Source organism: Pseudomonas sp. USHLN015 (assembly GCF_037153275.1).
Taxonomy (GTDB): domain Bacteria; phylum Pseudomonadota; class Gammaproteobacteria; order Pseudomonadales; family Pseudomonadaceae; genus Metapseudomonas; species Metapseudomonas tohonis.
The window spans coordinates 179,062-197,315 of record NZ_JBBCKP010000011.1 but is presented as its reverse complement, the minus strand read 5'-3'; the positions used below and the strand labels follow the sequence as shown (position 1 = coordinate 197,315).

Below are 18,254 nucleotides of genomic sequence, written 5' to 3'. Positions count from 1 at the left end.
GGTCGATATGGAACCCAACGCCCCGGAAAACCAAGAGCCCGATGCCGAATTGCCGGCCATCGAATTCCAGTCACCGGGGCGTTTCGAGGTCCACAACCCGGCCCCGGATCTGCGCGAGCCGGCCCCCTGGGAGCCCGCGCCCTACACCCTTGGCGAACACACCGACCTGCAGCGCTTCGCCAAACCCGACGATGCACGCCCCCACGCCCTCGCCCTGCTGCAACAGGCGCAGCGCAGCCTGTGCCTCTACACGCCGGACCTCGAAGCCTGGCTCTACCACCACAGCAGCATCCAGGACGCCTGCACCCGCTTCCTCCTGGCCAACCCGCGCAACCGCCTGCGCATCCTGATACGTGACGTCACGCGCCCGGTGAAGGAAGGCCATCGCCTGCTCAACCTGGTGCGCCGCCTGTCCAGCAACAGCCAGATACGCAAACTCAACCCCGATCACTCCAACGAAGAGTGCGCCTACCTGCTGGTGGATGATCGCGGCCTGCTGCTGCGCCCGGAACTGGACAGCTTCTCCGGCTACGCTCTGTACAACGACCCCGGGCGCTGCCGCCTGCGCCAGGCCCAGTTCGACCAGGCCTGGGAGCAGAGCGTCAGCGATCCCGACCTGCGGAGTTTCCTGCTATGACCCCACGCGCGCTCCTCGCCGCCCTGCTCCTTGCCCTGAGCCTGCCGCTCCAGGCCGCGACCGAGGTGATCCCGCTTAACTACCGCACCGCCGAGGACGTGATGCCCGTGGTGCAATCGGTGCTCGGCAACGAAGGCCGCGTCAGCGCCTACGGCAACCAGCTGATCGTCAATGCCGAGCCGGCGAAGATCCAGGAACTGCGCAAGGTCCTTGGCCAGCTGGACACCGCGCCCAAGCGCCTGCTGATCTCCGTGGACACCAGCGACAGCAATTACCAGGACGACCGCGGCTATGCGGTCAACGGCTCGGCCAGCGTAGGCGGCGTCGACGTAGAAGCCGGGCGTGGCGAGGTGCGCGGCCGCGACCAGGTGCGCATCATCCGCCGCAGCACCGACAGCCGCGGCGGCGGCGTGCAACAGGTCCAGGCCAGCGAGGGCTACCCGGCGCTGATCCAGGTCGGCCAGAGCGTTCCCATCACCACCGCCAGCACCGGCCCCTACGGGCAGGTCTACAGCAACACCGAATACCGCAACGTGACCCGCGGCTTCTATGTCACCGCCAGCGTCACCGGCGACATCGTCCACGTCAGCATCAGCAGCAACAGCGACCGTCTGAGTCAGTCCCAGCCCGGCGTGATCGACGTGCAGAGCACCGATACCCGCGTCAGCGGTCGTCTCGGCGAGTGGATCACGGTCGGCGGCGTCAATCAGTCCAGCCAGTCCGATGACAGCGGCTTCCTGCAGCGCCGCAGCACCCAGGGCGGCGAAAACATGACCATGCGCCTGAAGGTCGACAGCCTCGACTGACCCACCCCTTCCCTGACCAATCGGTCGTTCTTAAGACTTATGTAGTAGTGCGAAAAAATCACTACAAAACGTTTGACGAACACTTGTTTGAAGCGCATCATGGCCCCGCTCCCGCTAACCAGGGGCCCTGCAACGGGCTCCCGGGCCGCGCTCAATACCTTCGAGCCGTCCCGTGTTGTTACAGCCCACAAGGCAGTTCGACGAGGTTGCGACTGGAACGAAGTTGTCCTGAGGGACGGGGAAGCGTTTAACGCAGCAGCCAGATCGACGATCCAACCGAACCTGATCCGCCAAAGGCATCCACGAGCCGAAGGCGAGCAGTCCGGACAGCGAGGTCATCTGTACCGCTCGTCTCGTCACCCCTCCTCTCGAGTGTCCTACTCGTACCGGTCACATTCTCGACGTTCTGTGGTGAGCTACCCGTGATGCCTTCCAGGGCTTAACAGGGGGAAGTCGGTGCTCAACCAAACACATTTGAAGGATTGACCATGTCCGCATATCAAAACGACATCAAGGCAGTTGCCGCTCTGAAAGAAGCCGCAGGCAACAGCTGGAGCGCTATCAACCCGGAATCCGTCGCCCGTATGCGCGCCCAGAACCGCTTCAAGACCGGTCTGGACATCGCCAAGTACACCGCGGCCATCATGCGCAAGGACATGGCCGAATACGACGCCGACGCCTCCGTCTACACCCAGTCCCTGGGCTGCTGGCACGGCTTCATCGGTCAGCAGAAGCTGATCTCCATCAAGAAGCACCTGAAGACCACCAACAAGCGCTACCTCTACCTGTCCGGCTGGATGGTTGCGGCCCTGCGTTCCGACTTCGGCCCGCTGCCGGACCAGTCGATGCACGAGAAAACCGCCGTTTCCGGCCTGATCGAAGAGCTCTACACCTTCCTGCGCCAGGCTGACGCCCGCGAACTGGACCTGCTCTTCACCGCCCTGGACGCTGCCCGCGCCGCTGGCGACAAGGTCAAGGCCGACGAGATCCAGGCCCAGATCGACGGCTACGAAACCCACGTCGTTCCGATCATCGCCGACATCGACGCTGGCTTCGGTAACCCGGAAGCCACCTACCTGCTGGCCAAGAAGATGATCGAAGCGGGTGCCTGCTGCATCCAGATCGAGAACCAGGTTTCCGACGAGAAGCAGTGCGGCCACCAGGACGGCAAAGTGACCGTTCCGCACGAAGACTTCCTCGCCAAGATCAACGCAGTTCGCTACGCCTTCCTCGAGCTGGGCGTTGACGACGGCGTGATCGTTGCCCGTACCGACTCCCTGGGTGCCGGCCTGACCAAGCAGATCGCCGTGACCAAGCAGCCGGGCGACCTGGGCGACCAGTACAACTCCTTCCTGGACTGCGAAGAAATCACCCCTGCCGAGCTGAAGAACGGCGACGTGGTGATCAACCGCGAAGGCAAGCTGCTGCGTCCCAAGCGCCTGCCGTCCAACCTGTTCCAGTTCCGTGCCGGCACTGGCGAAGACCGCTGCGTACTGGACTGCATCACCAGCCTGCAGAACGGCGCCGACCTGCTGTGGATCGAAACCGAGAAGCCGCACGTTGGCCAGATCAAGGGCATGGTTGATCGCATCCGTCAGGTCATCCCGAACGCCAAGCTGGTCTACAACAACAGCCCGTCCTTCAACTGGACCCTGAACTTCCGCCAGCAGGTGTTCGACGCGTTCGTCGCCGAAGGCAAGGACGTTTCCGCCTACGACCGCGCCAAGCTGATGAGCGTCGAGTACGACGAGACCGAACTGGCCCAGGTTGCAGACGAGAAGATCCGCACCTTCCAGCGCGACGGTTCGGCTCACGCCGGCATCTTCCACCACCTGATCACCCTGCCGACCTACCACACCGCCGCGCTGTCCACCGACAACCTGGCCAAAGGGTACTTCGCCGACCAGGGCATGCTGGCCTACGTCAAAGGCGTACAGCGTCAGGAACTGCGCCAGGGCATCGCCTGCGTCAAGCACCAGAACATGGCTGGCTCCGACATCGGCGACAACCACAAGGAGTACTTCGCTGGCGAAGCGGCTCTGAAGGCGAGCGGTAAAGACAACACCATGAACCAGTTCCACTAATAGGAACTGTTCACCAGCACGACCCTCGGGTCGGCTGGATGCCTCGAAGCCCTGGCAGCGATGCCGGGGCTTTTTTTATGCACCGTGAAACCTCCCCGGGGGAACGCCTTGCATCCATCGCGCGTCTGAACTTACCTCTGGCCGACAGCCGACGGTTTCAATCCGATGCCCAGATCGCTCATTCCCTGCCTGCTGGCCCTGCTCCCCCTCCTCGCCCATGCCGGCGACCTCGAGCAACGCTTCACCCCAGGCACGCTCCAGCCCATCCTCGACCACCTTCAGCACAACGAGCACCCGCGTTTCGCCGTGGTCGACTACTCCCAGCGCTCCGACCAGAAGCGCTTCCTTCTGTATGACCGCGACACCCACGAGCTGCTGGCGAGCTACCGCGTGGCCCATGGCAAGGGCTCGGATGCCGACCACGACGGCTACGCCGAGCGCTTCTCCAACGAACCGGAAAGCCACGCCTCCGCCCTCGGCGCCTACCGCACCGGCGAGGTCTACCGGAGCGAACAGCCCGGCCACGGCCTGTCGATGCGCCTGGCCGGGCTGGACCCGAGCAACGACAAGGCCATGCAGCGCGCCATCGTCATCCACGCCATGGACTACATGGAAGACAAATTCATCCGCCAGCACGGTGTGGCCGGGCGCAGTTTCGGCTGCCTGGTGCTTTCCGGCGGCGACCGCGACCAGGTGATCGAAGCGCTCCGCGGCGGCGCACTGATCTTCGCCATCCGGCCGACGCCCGTATCATCCGGGACACCCTGAAACGTTTTGTGCGGCACCGCACATAAGGCACCACGCCCATCGCCCTGTCACAGTTCCGTCGCCTTGAGGCCGTAGCGTCAAGTCTCCGCCGATTCGCCCGTATGGAGACAGAGCCTTGAACAACGAGAAAGAGAACGCCGTCCTCTTTGGAAATGGCGACGAAGTGCCGAGCAACCAGTCCCGGAACCCCCACATCAGCGAGCTGATCGAAGGCGTGAAGCGCCGCGAGGTGCTGGCCGGTGGCGCCGCACTCGGCGCCCTCGCCTTCCTCGGCGTGTCCCTGCCCGGCCAGGCCGAGGCCAGCCAGGGCGAAGCCCGCGGCCTCGGTTTCCCCTTCAAGCCGCGCCGCCGACTGGCCTTCGAGGGCATCCCGACCGGCCGCGCCGACACCATCACCGTGCCGCCGGGCTACAAGGCAACGCCCTTCATTCCCTGGGGCACGCCCATCACCGGCCGTTACCCGGCGTTCGCCGAGGACGCCAGCAACAGCGCTCAAGACCAGGCCGAACAGACCGGCATGCACCACGACGGCATGCATTTCTTCCCCATCGACACCCGCCACGGCCTGGGCCTGCGCTCCGACCATGGCCTGCTGGTACTCAATCACGAGTACATTGACGCGCCATTGCTGCACCCCAACGGCCCGACCGTCGTGAACGGCAAGCGCACGAGCGCCGAGGAAGTGCGCAAGGAGATCAACGCCCACGGCGTATCGGTGGTGGAGATCCGCCGTGACGTGCGCGGCGAATGGACGGTGGTACCGAGCCGCCGCAACCGGCGCATCACCGCCGCCACGCCGATGCAGATCAGTGGCCCGGCACGCGGCAACAAACTGCTGCAGACCCGCCACAGCCCCAACGGCACCGCCGCACGCGGCACCCAGAACAACTGCTCCAACGGTTTCACGCCCTGGGGCACCTACCTCACTTGCGAGGAGAACTGGGCCGGCTACTTCTCCACCCGTGACACCGACCTGCCCCGCGAGCTGAAACGCTACGGCCTGCGCAACGGCAGCCGCTTCGGCTGGGAAACCCTCCCCGGCGACGAATTCGAGCGCTTCGACGCCACCCGCAAGACCACCGACGCCAGGGGCGACTACCGCAACGAGCCGAACCAGTTCGGCTGGATCGTCGAGATCGACCCCTTCGAACCCGACTCCGTACCGGTCAAGCGCACCGCCCTGGGCCGCTTCGCCCACGAAGGCCTCATCTTCGCCCCGGTGAAGGCCGGCCGCCCGGTGGTGTGCTATTCCGGCGACGACTCGCAAAACGAGTACATCTACAAATACGTCAGCCGCGACGCCTACCGCCCCGGCCGCAGCAACGGCCGCCTGCTCGACGAAGGCACCCTGTACGTGGCGCGCTTCAACGCCGACGGCAGCGGCCAGTGGCTGGCGCTGGACATCAACGACAAATCCTTCCTCAAGGCCTGCCTCGCTGCCGGCGTGGCCTTCGCCGACCAGGGCGAGGTGCTGATCAACACCCGCCTGGCAGCGGACGTGGTCGGCGCGACCAAGATGGACCGCCCCGAGTGGGGCGCGGTCAACCCGGACAACGGCGAGGTGTACTTCACCCTCACCAACAACACCGCGCGCACCACGCCGGATGCGCCCAATCCGCGCCCCGCCAACGCCTACGGCCACATCATCCGCTGGCGCGAACAGAGCCGCGACTACGCCGGCCAGGCCTTCAACTGGAACCTGTTCATGCTCGCCGGCCCGGAAACCGACAGCCGCGGCCCGAACGGCAAGCCGCTGGACGCCAGCAACATCCTCGCCAGCCCCGACGGCCTGTGGTTCGACGACGACGGTCGCCTGTGGATCCAGACCGACATGAGCGGCAGCCAGCTGGCTTCCGGCCCCTTCGGCAACAACCAGATGCTGGTGGCGGACCCGCGCAGCGGCGAACTCAAGCGCTTCCTGGTCGGCCCGCTGGGCGCCGAGGTCACCGGCATCGCCGCGACCCCGGACTTCCGCACCCTGTTCGTCAATATCCAGCACCCGGGCGAGGGCTCCACGCCCACCAACCTGACCAGCACCTGGCCGGATGGACCGGGCAAGCGGCCGCGCTCCTCCACGGTGGTGATCACCCGGGAGGACCGCCGCCGCATTCTCTGACCCCCCAGCCACTGGCCGAAGTGCCAGGCATTTGCGACCGGCCAGCAATGGCCGGTCCTTTTTACCGATGACAAACTGGCCGCCCACTCACCAAGGGCCCATCCATGCCAGCCAACCGCCTGAGTCGCGCCATCGCCCTGGTAAGCCGGCTGCCCGCCGCCCTGCACACACCCCTCCTGAGCCTGCTGATCGGCAGCCAGGTCCGCTTCGCCGGCACCGCCCGCGTACGCGTCCATCACCTGAGCCAGCAGCGCGCGGTGATGAGCCTCGCCAACCGCCCCCGCGTGCGCAACCACATCAAGGGCGTGCATGCGGCTGCCATGGCATTGCTGGCAGAGTCCGCCACCGGACTGCTGGTGGGCATGAACGTGCCGGACGACAAGCTGCCGCTGATAAAGAGCCTGCACGTGGACTACCTCAAGCGCGCCACGGGCGGCCTGAAGGCGGTGGCCGAACTGGACGCCGAGCAGGTCCGCCGCATCCACGAAGAGGACCGGGGTGAGGTCCGTGTCGCGGTGATCATCACCGACGAAGCCGGCATCGAGCCGATCCGTTGCGAAATGATCTGGGCCTGGGTCAGCCGCAAGCGCGAGCCTTGACTAAGCTGTACGGGTGTCCCAACTGGAAGGGCGAGACCCCGATGGCCCGAGTCAATCTCATCCTGGCGAGTACCGCGATCGCCGCGGTTACCGCCGCCGCCACCCTCTACTGGCGCCTGCCCGCCGAAGCCCAGGTCGCCACCCAGCCCGCACAACAGGCCACCCAGGCGCCTGCCTCTGTGGCGAGCGACGCGCCGGAGACGACGGGCGCACCGCGCATCGATCCCGCACGGATGGCGGAATACGAGAAGCGCCTGGAGTTCCACTCGGCCTACCGCGATTTCTTCAAGGCCGCGCCCGGCCTGTCGACAGAAGCGCGCGAGCAACAGGCCGCCCGGCTGGCCGAGGAAGTACAGGCCCACGAGCAGAGCGGCGAGCTGGCAGCGAGCGAATCGCTGATGCTGCAGATCGCCCTGATCCAGGCCACCAGCACGGACGTGGAAGAACAGAAAGCGCGGGCCAATGCCCTGTTGCAACGCTACAAGGCTCGCAGCGATGCGCTGGAGAAGAAGCTGGCGGCGAAGCCCTCGCCCCAGTTCGATCATTACAAGCAGGAAGAGAAGCGCATCGTCGAAGAAGTGCTGGCGATGCAGAGCATCCCAGACGGCCTGAGCCGCGACGAGTACCTCAGGCAGCGCCTGCAGCAGGCCCGCGAGCAGGCCTACCACTGAGATCGCGAGGCGGATCGCCCGCCTCGCGACACGCCATCAGAGCAGTTGGTTGAGAATGTAGTAGAGCAGGTTGAAGGGCTTGGCCCGATCCGCCGCATCGCTCGTCTCGGACGCATCCATCACCGGCCCGCTGCCATCCAGCACGTTGGTGACGAAATCATCCAGCTGCAGGTTCTGCTCCTGGATATCGGCATTGGCGAACTCGATGATGCTGGTGCAATGGCTCTCGTTCACCGCGCGGTACTGCGGGAAGTAACCGCCGAAATTGTGCAGGTTGGCCAGGGTATTGCGCAGGCGACCGGTGTCCACGTCCCACTTGGCGTGGATTAGCGCCTCCTTGGTGGCCTGGTCCGGTGCGTTGGCGATCTCCGGATAGAAGCGCTCGTAGGAATACGACGAGTAGTTGAGGTCCTTCCAGAAGTGCGTGTGCCCGAGGCGATCACCCGGCAGGTTCGCGGAAAGCGCCGGGTAGATGCTGCCCAGGTCGTTGAGGGTGACGCCCGGCAGGCGGCTCTGCAGCAATTGCAGCGGGCCATTGTCCAGACCCCAGGCCTGGCGGATGAAGGTCTGCAACGGCAGCGACGGGTAGGCCTGGTTGCTGCCGCCGGTCACCGCGCTGAACACCGGCCCCGAGTCGTCGATCATGAAACCGCGGGTGGGCGCGATGTCCTGGCGGGTCACCGCATGGCTGATCAGGCTCCCCGCCCCGCCGGCGCTGCAGCCGGTGGACAGCATCTGCTCCGGGCGCTCCAGGTTGTCCTTGAGCCAGGCCGTGACCGCACGGGTGTTGCGCAGCCCGTTGTGGTGCCAGATCAGCTGAGGCTTCTGCCCGGTGGGGTCCTGGTAGACCGCCACCTTGTCGCCGGAATAGATGTCGCCCGTGCAATAGGGCACATAGACCATGTTCCAGTTCTGCGTCTTCACCCGCGTCCAGGGATGCAGCCGCACCACGAAGGGGCTGACCAGGCTGGCACTGGGGTTCAGCAGCTTCATGTAGTCATCGGGTATCCCGTTGGGATTGCGCGCGCCGCGGATGCCGGTCTGCCCGGTGCAGCTGGCGTAGTCCCAGCAGGCGCCGCCGCCCTCCATATAGATGATGGTGTTGCTGGTGTTGGGCACCCGATTGACGAAGAACTTGTAGGGCGAGCCGTTGCCGCACACGGCGCCCGTCTCGGGAGCGAGCTGCACCGTCTGCCAGGCGTAGTAGTTGCCCGCCTTGAAGCCGGAATCGAACCCGGCGGGGTTGGCCAGCAACGGATAGGGCCCGACCCGCTGCTCGGGCAGCACCTTGTTGTCGGCCTTCGGTGGCGAGGTGAGGTTGACCAGGGTCCGCCAGAACCCGTAATCGCCGAGCTCGGCGTGGGCAGGCAGGGACGGCAGGCAGAACAGCAGTAGCACGAAGCAGTGACGCAGCGACTTGGCAACGCCCATGGCGATTCCCTCTTTTTCTTGTTTTTCACGTGGACCAGCGCGCCCAGGCAGGCGAATCCGTGGTCCAGCCGACCCGCTGAGTACGACAGGGAAACAGGGGGAACGCGCCGCATCCACGACGCACCTAGCACGCTAGTACAAGGTCGCCAGGGCAACAACGACAGCCACATATGAATTAGGCATAGAGGAAAGAAGTTGTGAGTAACAGCGGCTATTAAGTGCGCATGTTTTAACCACTTCCGTAGGACTCGCTATGTAGTGGTTATATATTCCCCAGTCAAATGATAATGACTATCATTAACCTATCTATATCTGCCCCCTGCGGCATAGCGCCGCAATCCGACCAAAGCCTGACAAAAAACCGGAACCCTCGCCGCCCTAGGCTTTCAGAGCTGTACAAGGTCTTTAAACTGGCTTTCGGGTTAATTTTTTAGTCTGAAAAATTTACTTGTACGCCCATACGGGCATAAAATTGTCCGAATAGATTGCCGGGCACTCTTGTGCGGGCAAGGATCATTTTAATAACGAGTGAACGCCGTTCCTTGTTGAAGGAGTTCAGGCATGTCGGAAGCCACTGCCATTCTTTCCCATAACTGGGGTTTCGCTGTTTTCCTGCTGGGCGTCATCGGCCTCTGCGCCTTCATGCTCGGCGTATCGAGCCTGCTCGGCAGTCGCGCCCACGGTCGTGCGAAGAACGAACCCTTCGAATCCGGGATGCTCCCCACCGGCAGTGCCCGCCTGCGCCTCTCCGCAAAATTCTATCTGGTCGCGATGCTCTTCGTGATCTTCGACGTCGAAGCCCTCTTCCTCTTCGCCTGGGCCGTATCCGTTCGCGAAAGCGGGTGGGCGGGCCTCATCGAAGCTACCATTTTCATAGCAATTCTGTTGGCAGGTCTTGCCTATCTCTGGCGCATCGGAGCCCTCGACTGGGCCCCCGAAGGTCGTCGCAATCGGCAGGCGAAGCTAAAACAATGAGGCTTTGGCGATGCAATACAAACTTACTCGGATCGATCCGACTGCTCCCAACGAGCAGTACCCGATCGGTGAGCGGGAGATCGTTTCCGACCCCCTGCTAGAAGATCAGGTCCACAAGAACATCTTCATGGGCAAGCTGGAAGATGTTCTCAACGGTGCAGTCAACTGGGGTCGCAAGAACTCCCTGTGGCCGTACAACTTCGGCTTGTCCTGCTGCTACGTGGAGATGACCACCGCCTTCACGGCGCCGCATGACATCGCCCGCTTCGGTGCGGAAGTCATTCGCGCATCACCCCGCCAGGCTGACTTCATGGTCATCGCCGGCACCTGCTTCATCAAGATGGCGCCCATCATCCAGCGCCTCTACGAGCAGATGCTGGAGCCCAAATGGGTGATCTCGATGGGCTCGTGTGCCAATTCCGGCGGCATGTACGACATCTATTCGGTGGTCCAGGGCGTGGACAAGTTCCTCCCCGTGGACGTGTACATCCCTGGCTGCCCTCCTCGTCCGGAGGCATTCCTGCAAGGCCTGATGCTGCTGCAGGAATCCATCGGCCAGGAGCGCCGTCCGCTTTCCTGGGTCGTCGGCGACCAAGGCATCTACCGTGCCGAAATGCCGTCGCAGAAGGAACAGCGCCGCGAACAGCGTATCCAGGTCACCAACCTGCGCAGCCCCGACGAAGTCTGATCCGGTCTCTTCCACAAGAAGAGACCCGGCTCACTCTGTACGTTGACCGAAAGCGACCGAGACCATGACTGCAGACACCGTTCTGTCTATTCCGCCTTACAAGGCTGACGACCAAGATGTCGTCGTTGAACTGAATTCCCGCTTTGGCGCCGAGAGCTTCACCCTCCAGGCCACCCGCACCGGCATGCCGGTCATCTGGGTCGCTCGCGAGAAGCTCGTCGAGGTGCTGACCTTCCTGCGCAACTCGCCGCGCCCCTTCGTCATGCTGTACGACCTGCACGGGGTCGACGAGCGCCTGCGTACGCATCGCCGCGGCCTGCCGGGCGCCGACTTCACCGTGTTCTACCACCTGATCTCCATGGAGCGTAACAGCGACGTGATGATCAAGGTGTCGCTCCAGGAAGGCGACCTCAACCTGCCCAGCGTCACCGGCATCTGGCCCAACGCCAACTGGTACGAGCGTGAAGTCTGGGACCTGTACGGCGTGCACTTCACCGGCCACCCGCACCTCTCGCGGATCATGATGCCGCCCACCTGGGAAGGCCACCCGCTGCGCAAGGACTACCCGGCGCGCGCCACCGAGTTCGATCCCTACAGCCTCACCCTGGCCAAGCAGCAACTCGAGGAAGAAGCCGCCCGCTTCAACCCCGAGGACTGGGGCATGAAGCGCCAGGGCGAGAACGAGGACTACATGTTCCTCAACCTCGGCCCCAACCACCCCTCCGCCCACGGTGCCTTCCGCATCGTGCTGCAGCTCGACGGCGAAGAGATCGTCGACTGCGTCCCGGACATCGGCTACCACCACCGGGGCGCCGAGAAGATGGCCGAGCGCCAGTCCTGGCACAGCTTCATCCCCTACACCGACCGCATCGACTACCTCGGCGGGGTGATGAACAACCTGCCCTACGTGCTCGCGGTGGAGAAGCTCGCCGGCATTAAGGTGCCGCAGAAGGTCGACACCATCCGCGTGATGCTGGCTGAATTCTTCCGCATCACCAGCCACCTGCTGTTCCTGGGCACCTACATCCAGGACGTCGGCGCCATGACCCCGGTGTTCTTCACCTTCACCGACCGCCAGCGCGCCTACAAGGTCATCGAAGCCATCACCGGCTTCCGCCTGCACCCGGCCTGGTACCGCATCGGTGGTGTCGCCCACGACCTGCCGCGCGGCTGGGATGGCCTGGTCAAGGAGTTCGTCGAATGGCTGCCCAAGCGCCTGGACGAGTACACCAAGGCCGCGCTGAAGAACAGCATCCTCAAGGGTCGTACCATCGGCGTCGCCCAGTACAACACCAAGGAAGCCTTGGAATGGGGCGTCACCGGTGCCGGCCTGCGTTCAACCGGCCTGGACTTCGACCTGCGCAAGGCCCGCCCGTACTCCGGCTACGAGAACTTCGAGTTCGAAGTGCCGCTGGCCCACAACGGCGACGCCTATGACCGCTGCATGGTCCGCGTCGAAGAGATGCGCCAGAGCATCCGCATCATCGACCAGTGCCTGAAGAACATGCCGGAAGGCCCATACAAGGCCGACCACCCGCTGACCACGCCACCGCCGAAAGAACGCACGCTGCAGCACATCGAAACCCTGATCACCCACTTCCTGCAGGTTTCCTGGGGCCCGGTCATGCCGGCCAACGAAGCCTTCCAGATGATCGAGGCGACCAAGGGCATCAACAGCTACTACCTGACGAGCGATGGCAGCACCATGAGCTACCGCACCCGGATCCGCACGCCCAGCTTCCCCCACCTGCAGCAGATCCCCTCGGTGATCCGCGGCAGCATGGTGGCCGACCTGATCGCCTACCTGGGCAGTATCGACTTCGTTATGGCTGACGTGGACCGCTGACATGAGCATTATCCAGACCGACCGTTTCGCCCTCAGCGAAACCGAGCGCTCGGCCATCGAGCACGAGATGCACCACTACGAGGACCCGCGCGCGGCGTCCATCGAAGCCCTGAAGATCGTCCAGAAGGAGCGCGGCTGGGTGCCTGACGGCGCCGCCGATGCCATCGGCGAGATCCTCGGCATCCCCGCCAGCGACGTCGAAGGCGTGGCCACCTTCTATAGTCAGATATTCCGCCAGCCGGTGGGCCGCCACATCATCCGCGTGTGCGACAGCATGACCTGCTACGTCGGCGGCCATGAGTCGGTACTCGGCAGCATCCAGCAGAACCTCGGCATCGGCCTCGGCCAGACCACCGCCGACAATCGCTTCACCCTGTTGCCGGTGTGCTGCCTGGGCAATTGCGACAAGGCCCCGGCCCTGATGATCGACGACGACACCTTCGGCAACGTCAGCGCCGACGGCGTCGCGCAACTGCTGGAGGCCTATCAATGAAGACCCTCACCTCCGTCGGCCCGGCCAACCGCATCCAGCGCAGCGCCGAGACGCACCCGCTGACCTGGCGCCTGCGTGACGACGCGCAGCCCGTCTGGCTCGAGGAATACCAGCAGAAGAACGGCTACGCAGCTGCACGCAAGGCCCTCGGCGAGATGGCCCAGGCCGACATCGTGCAGACCGTAAAGGACTCCGGCCTCAAGGGCCGCGGCGGTGCGGGCTTCCCCACCGGCGTGAAGTGGGGCCTGATGCCCGCCGACGAATCCATGAACATCCGCTACCTGCTGTGCAACGCGGATGAAATGGAACCCAACACCTGGAAGGACCGCATGCTGATGGAACAGCTGCCCCACCTGCTGGTGGAAGGCATGCTGATCAGCGCCCGCGCCCTCAAGGCCTATCGCGGCTACATCTTCCTGCGTGGCGAATACGTCGACGCGGCGCGCAACCTCAACCGTGCCATCGACGAAGCCAAGGCCGCCGGCCTGCTGGGCAAGAACATCCTCGGGTCGGGCTTCGATTTCGAGCTGTTCGTCCACACAGGTGCCGGCCGCTACATCTGCGGCGAGGAAACCGCCCTGATCAACTCGCTGGAAGGCCGCCGCGCCAACCCGCGCTCCAAGCCGCCCTTCCCCGCCGCCGTCGGCGTCTGGGGCAAGCCCACCTGCGTCAACAACGTCGAGACCCTGTGCAACGTGCCGGCGATCGTCGCCAACGGCGTGGACTGGTACAAGGGCCTCGCCCGTCCGGGCAGCGAAGACATGGGCACCAAGCTCATGGGCTTCTCCGGCAAGGTGAAGAACCCCGGCCTCTGGGAACTGCCCTTCGGCGTACCCGCCCGTGAACTCTTCGAGGACTACGCCGGCGGCATGCGCGATGGCTTCAAGCTGAAAGCCTGGCAGCCCGGCGGTGCCGGCACCGGCTTCCTGCTCCCCGAGCACCTGGATGCCCCCATGTACGCCGCCGGCATCGCCAAGGTCGGCACCCGCATGGGCACCGGCCTGGCGCTCGCGGTGGACGACAGCATCAACATGGTCTCGCTGCTGCGCAACATGGAAGAGTTCTTCGCCCGCGAGTCCTGCGGCTGGTGCACGCCCTGCCGTGACGGCCTGCCCTGGAGCGTCAAGGTCCTGCGCGCCCTCGAACGCGGCGAAGGCCAGCGAGGCGACCTGGAGACCCTCGAAGGGCTGGTCAACTTCCTCGGCCCAGGCAAGACCTTCTGTGCCCACGCACCGGGCGCCGTCGAGCCGCTGGGTAGCGCGATGAAGTATTTCCGTCCGGAGTTCGAAGCAGGCATCGCCGAGAACGCACCGGCGATCCGACCCGAACCGGTCGGCGCATAAGAGCCAGCTCCGCCGGTTGGCGGCCGCCAAGAGCGGCCCCGACCGCAACCTGATTCCATTAGCCAAGCCCGGTCAAACGGGCAGATGAAGACTGAACCATGGCCACTATCCACGTAGACGGCAAGACGCTCGAAGTCGATGGTGCAGACAACCTCCTGCAGGCCTGTCTGTCCCTCGGACTCGACATCCCCTACTTCTGCTGGCACCCGGCGCTCGGCAGCGTCGGCGCCTGCCGCCAGTGCGCGGTCAAGCAGTACACCGACGAAAACGACAAGCGCGGCCGCCTGGTCATGTCCTGCATGACCCCCGCGACCGACAACACCTGGATCTCCATCGAGGACGAAGAGGCGAAGCAATTCCGCGCCAGCGTCGTCGAATGGCTGATGACCAACCACCCGCACGATTGCCCCGTGTGCGAGGAAGGCGGCCATTGCCACCTGCAGGACATGACGGTGATGACCGGCCACAACGAGCGCCGGTACCGCTTCACCAAGCGCACCCACCAGAACCAGCAGCTCGGCCCGTTCATCTCCCACGAGATGAACCGCTGCATCGCCTGCTACCGCTGCGTGCGCTACTACAAGGACTACGCCGGCGGCACCGACCTCGGCGTCTACGGCGCCCACGACAACGTCTACTTCGGACGCGTCGAGGACGGCACCCTCGAGAGCGAGTTCTCCGGCAACCTGGTCGAGGTCTGCCCGACCGGCGTGTTCACCGACAAGACCCACTCCGAGCGCTACAACCGCAAGTGGGACATGCAGTTCGCCCCGAGCATCTGCCACGGCTGCTCCAGCGGCTGCAACATCAGCCCCGGCGAGCGCTACGGCGAGATCCGCCGCATCGAGAACCGCTTCAACGGCTCGGTGAACCAGTACTTCCTCTGTGATCGCGGTCGCTTCGGCTATGGCTACGTCAACCGCGAGGACCGCCCGCGCCAGCCGTCGTTCGGCACCCAGAAACTGGGCCTCGACGCCGCGCTGGACAAGGCCGCCGAGCTGCTCAAGGGCAAGCGCGTGATCGGCATCGGCTCGCCGCGTGCCAGCCTGGAGTCCAACTTCGCCTTGCGTGAACTGGTGGGCGAAGCCAACTACTACTCCGGCATCGCCGCCAGCGAACTGGAGAACATCCGCCTGATCCGCGACATCCTGCAGAACGGCCCGCTGCCGGTGCCCACCCTGCGTGACATCGAAAGCCACGACGCCGTCTTCGTGCTCGGTGAAGACCTGACCCAGACCGCCGCGCGCGTCGCCCTGGCGCTGCGCCAGTCGGTCAAGGGCAAGGCCACCGACATCGCTGCCTCGATGAAGATCCAGGATTGGCACATGGCCGCCGTGCAGAACGTCGCCCAGGACGCGCTGAACCCGCTGTTCATCGCCAGCATCGCCGAGACCCGCCTCGACGACGTGGCCACCCAGTGCGTACACGCCGCCCCGGCCGACCTCGCCCGCATCGGCTTCGCCGTGGCCCATGCCATCGACCCGAGCGCCCCGGCCGTGGATGGCCTGGACAACGAGGCCGCCGAGCTGGTCAAGGCCATCGCCGACGCCCTGATCCAAGCCAAGCGTCCGCTGATCGTCTCCGGCGCCTCCCTCGGCGAGAAGGCCCTGATCGAAGCCGCCGCCAACATCGCCAGCGCCCTGAAGAACCGTGAGAAGAACGGCTCAATCAGCCTGGTGGTCCCGGAAGCCAACAGCATGGGCCTGGCCCTGTTCGGTGGCGAATCCGTGGACGCCGCCCTGGAAGCCCTGACCGCCGGCCAGGCCGACGCCGTGGTAGTACTGGAGAACGACCTGTACCGCCGCGCCGAAGCCGCCAAGGTCGACGCCGCACTGGCCGCCGCCAAGGTGGTGATCGTCGCCGACCACCAGCAGACCGCGACCGTCGAGCGCGCCCACCTGGTACTTCCGGTCGCCAGCTTCGCCGAAGGCGACGGCACCCTGGTCAGCCAGGAAGGCCGCGCCCAGCGCTTCTTCCAGGTCTACGACCCGACCTACTACGACGCCAACATCCTCGTCCGCGAGGGCTGGCGCTGGCTGCACGCCCTGCACAGCACCCTGGAAGGCAAGTCCGTCGACTGGACCCAGCTCGACCAGGTCACCGCCGCCGTCGCCGACAGCAACAGCCAGCTGGCTTCGATCCGCGACGCCGCGCCCAGCGCCTCGTTCCGCATCAAGGGCCTGAAGCTGGCCCGCGAGCCGCACCGCTACAGCGGCCGCACCGCCATGCGCGCCAACATCAGCGTGCACGAGCCGCGCCAGCCGCAAGACAAGGACTCGCCCTTCGCCTTCTCCATGGAAGGCTATGCCGGCAGCGCCGAACCCCGTCAGCAGATCCCCTTCGCCTGGTCCCCGGGCTGGAACTCGCCCCAGGCCTGGAACAAGTTCCAGGACGAAGTCGGCGGCCACCTGCGCGCCGGTGACCCGGGCGTGCGCCTGATCGAGGCCAAGGGCGCCACCCTGCCCTGGTTCGCCGCCGTTGCGCCCTTCAACCCCGCGCAAGGCACCTGGCAGGTCGTCCCCTTCCACCACCTGTTCGGCAGCGAGGAGAACTCCTCCCGCGCCGCGCCGATCCAGGAGCGCATGCCCGAGGCCTATGTCGCCCTGGCCAAGTCCGAGGCGGACCGCCTGGGCGTGAACGACGGCGCCATGCTGTCGCTGCGCGTCAACGGCCAGGCCCTGCGCCTGCCGCTGCAGGTCCGTGAGGAGCTGGCCGCGGGCCTCGTCGGCCTGCCCGCCGGCCTGCCGGGCATCCCGGGTGCCGTCGCCGGTGCCACCGTGACCCTGCTGCAGGAGGCCGCGCAATGAGCTGGCTCACTCCCGAGGTGATCGACGTCATCATCGCGGTGCTCAAGGCCATCGTGATCCTGCTTGCCGTGGTCGTCTGCGGCGCCCTGCTGAGCTTCGTCGAACGACGCCTGCTGGGCTGGTGGCAGGACCGCTACGGCCCCAACCGCGTCGGCCCGTTCGGCATGTTCCAGATCGCCGCCGACATGCTGAAGATGTTCTTCAAGGAAGACTGGACGCCGCCGTTCGCCGACAAGGTGATCTTCACCCTGGCGCCGGTGATCGCCATGAGCGCCCTGCTCATCGCCTTCGCCGTGGTCCCGATCACCCCCACCTGGGGCGTCGCGGACCTGAACATCGGCATCCTGTTCTTTTTCGCCATGGCCGGCATCACCGTGTACGCGGTGCTCTTCGCCGGCTGGTCGAGCAACAACAAGTTCGCCCTGCTCGGCAGCCTGCGCGCCTCGGCCCAGACCGTCTCCTACGAGGTGTTCCTGGCCCTGTCGCTGATGGGCGTGGTCGCCCAGGTCGGCTCGTTCAACATGCGCGACATCGTCGAATACCAGGCCCAGCACCTGTGGTTCATCATTCCGCAGTTCTTCGGCTTCTGTACCTTCTTCATCGCCGGCGTCGCCGTGACCCACCGTCACCCGTTCGACCAGCCGGAAGCGGAGCAGGAACTGGCCGACGGCTACCACATCGAATACGCCGGCATGAAATGGGGCATGTTCTTCGTCGGCGAGTACATCGGCATCGTGCTGGTGTCCGCGCTGCTGGTGACCCTGTTCTTCGGCGGCTGGCACGGCCCCTTCGGCATCCTGCCGCAGATCCCGTTCATCTGGTTCGCCCTGAAGACCGCCTTCTTCATCATGCTGTTCATCCTGCTCCGCGCGTCGATCCCGCGTCCGCGCTATGACCAGGTGATGGCCTTCAGCTGGAAGTTCTGCCTCCCGCTGACCCTGATCAACCTGCTGGTGACCGGCGCCGTCGTGCTGGCCACGGCCCAGTAAG

15 protein-coding genes are annotated in these 18,254 nt (G+C 65.1%); 14 read left to right on the top strand and 1 reads right to left on the bottom strand.

The annotated features are described in order from the left end of the window. Positions 1–7: 7 nt before the first annotated feature. From WFQ67_RS23055 to WFQ67_RS23025, 7 genes are all read left to right on the top strand, one after another. A complete protein-coding gene (locus WFQ67_RS23055) occupies positions 8–637 on the top strand; it encodes a DUF7931 domain-containing protein (RefSeq protein ID WP_213629766.1) in 630 nt (209 codons plus the stop codon). Further along, a complete protein-coding gene (locus WFQ67_RS23050; protein WP_173174286.1) occupies positions 634–1,443 on the top strand; it encodes a secretin N-terminal domain-containing protein in 810 nt (269 codons plus the stop codon). Before WFQ67_RS23055 ends, WFQ67_RS23050 begins: the two co-directional genes overlap by 4 nt. 488 nt (positions 1,444–1,931) lie before the next feature. After that, a complete protein-coding gene (locus WFQ67_RS23045) occupies positions 1,932–3,527 on the top strand; it encodes an isocitrate lyase (protein WP_111262136.1) in 1,596 nt (531 codons plus the stop codon). Between the two features lie 165 nt (positions 3,528–3,692). Further along, positions 3,693–4,295 (top strand): murein L,D-transpeptidase catalytic domain family protein, encoded by a 603-nt coding sequence (locus WFQ67_RS23040; RefSeq protein WP_337058316.1) that lies wholly within the window; start codon positions 3,693–3,695, stop codon positions 4,293–4,295. A gap of 115 nt (positions 4,296–4,410) precedes the next feature. Continuing rightward, positions 4,411–6,411 carry a PhoX family protein gene (locus WFQ67_RS23035; RefSeq protein ID WP_337058315.1) on the top strand — a complete coding sequence of 667 codons (2,001 nt, stop codon included), beginning with the start codon at positions 4,411–4,413 and terminating at the stop codon, positions 6,409–6,411. A 104-nt stretch (positions 6,412–6,515) separates the two neighbouring features. Further along, on the top strand, positions 6,516–7,010 hold the full coding sequence (locus tag WFQ67_RS23030) for a DUF4442 domain-containing protein (protein WP_337058314.1): 495 nt from the start codon (positions 6,516–6,518) through the stop codon (positions 7,008–7,010). 41 nt (positions 7,011–7,051) lie between these two features. Next, positions 7,052–7,681, top strand: coding sequence for a hypothetical protein (locus WFQ67_RS23025; RefSeq protein WP_337058313.1), 630 nt, complete (start codon positions 7,052–7,054; stop codon positions 7,679–7,681). A 36-nt stretch (positions 7,682–7,717) separates the two neighbouring features. Here WFQ67_RS23025 and WFQ67_RS23020 read toward each other — a convergent pair whose 3' ends face one another. Next, on the bottom strand, positions 7,718–9,112 hold the full coding sequence (locus tag WFQ67_RS23020) for a pectin acetylesterase-family hydrolase (protein WP_337058312.1): 1,395 nt from the start codon (positions 9,110–9,112) through the stop codon (positions 7,718–7,720). A 561-nt stretch (positions 9,113–9,673) separates the two neighbouring features. Here WFQ67_RS23020 and WFQ67_RS23015 point away from each other — a divergent pair. The 7 genes from WFQ67_RS23015 to nuoH all read left to right on the top strand — a co-directional run bounded on the left by WFQ67_RS23015 (position 9,674) and on the right by nuoH (position 18,253). Then, positions 9,674–10,087 carry an NADH-quinone oxidoreductase subunit A gene (locus tag WFQ67_RS23015; protein ID WP_111262130.1) on the top strand — a complete coding sequence of 138 codons (414 nt, stop codon included), beginning with the start codon at positions 9,674–9,676 and terminating at the stop codon, positions 10,085–10,087. A gap of 10 nt (positions 10,088–10,097) precedes the next feature. Then, positions 10,098–10,775 carry a NuoB/complex I 20 kDa subunit family protein gene (locus tag WFQ67_RS23010; RefSeq protein ID WP_111262129.1) on the top strand — a complete coding sequence of 226 codons (678 nt, stop codon included), beginning with the start codon at positions 10,098–10,100 and terminating at the stop codon, positions 10,773–10,775. Positions 10,776–10,839: 64 nt separating this feature from the next. Then, complete coding sequence (gene nuoC, locus WFQ67_RS23005; protein ID WP_173174298.1) at positions 10,840–12,621, top strand: NADH-quinone oxidoreductase subunit C/D; 1,782 nt, start codon at positions 10,840–10,842, stop codon at positions 12,619–12,621. A 1-nt stretch (position 12,622) separates the two neighbouring features. After that, positions 12,623–13,114, top strand: a complete 492-nt coding sequence (nuoE, locus tag WFQ67_RS23000; RefSeq protein ID WP_021219038.1) for an NADH-quinone oxidoreductase subunit NuoE — start codon at positions 12,623–12,625, stop codon at positions 13,112–13,114. Then, on the top strand, positions 13,111–14,457 hold the full coding sequence (nuoF, locus tag WFQ67_RS22995; protein ID WP_173174300.1) for an NADH-quinone oxidoreductase subunit NuoF: 1,347 nt from the start codon (positions 13,111–13,113) through the stop codon (positions 14,455–14,457). The genes nuoE and nuoF overlap by 4 nt, the downstream gene beginning before the upstream one ends. A gap of 98 nt (positions 14,458–14,555) precedes the next feature. Continuing rightward, positions 14,556–17,264, top strand: a complete 2,709-nt coding sequence (gene nuoG, locus WFQ67_RS22990; RefSeq protein ID WP_213629754.1) for an NADH-quinone oxidoreductase subunit NuoG — start codon at positions 14,556–14,558, stop codon at positions 17,262–17,264. Then, a complete protein-coding gene (nuoH, locus tag WFQ67_RS22985; RefSeq protein WP_173174304.1) occupies positions 17,261–18,253 on the top strand; it encodes an NADH-quinone oxidoreductase subunit NuoH in 993 nt (330 codons plus the stop codon). The genes nuoG and nuoH overlap by 4 nt, the downstream gene beginning before the upstream one ends. Position 18,254 lies beyond the last annotated feature (1 nt).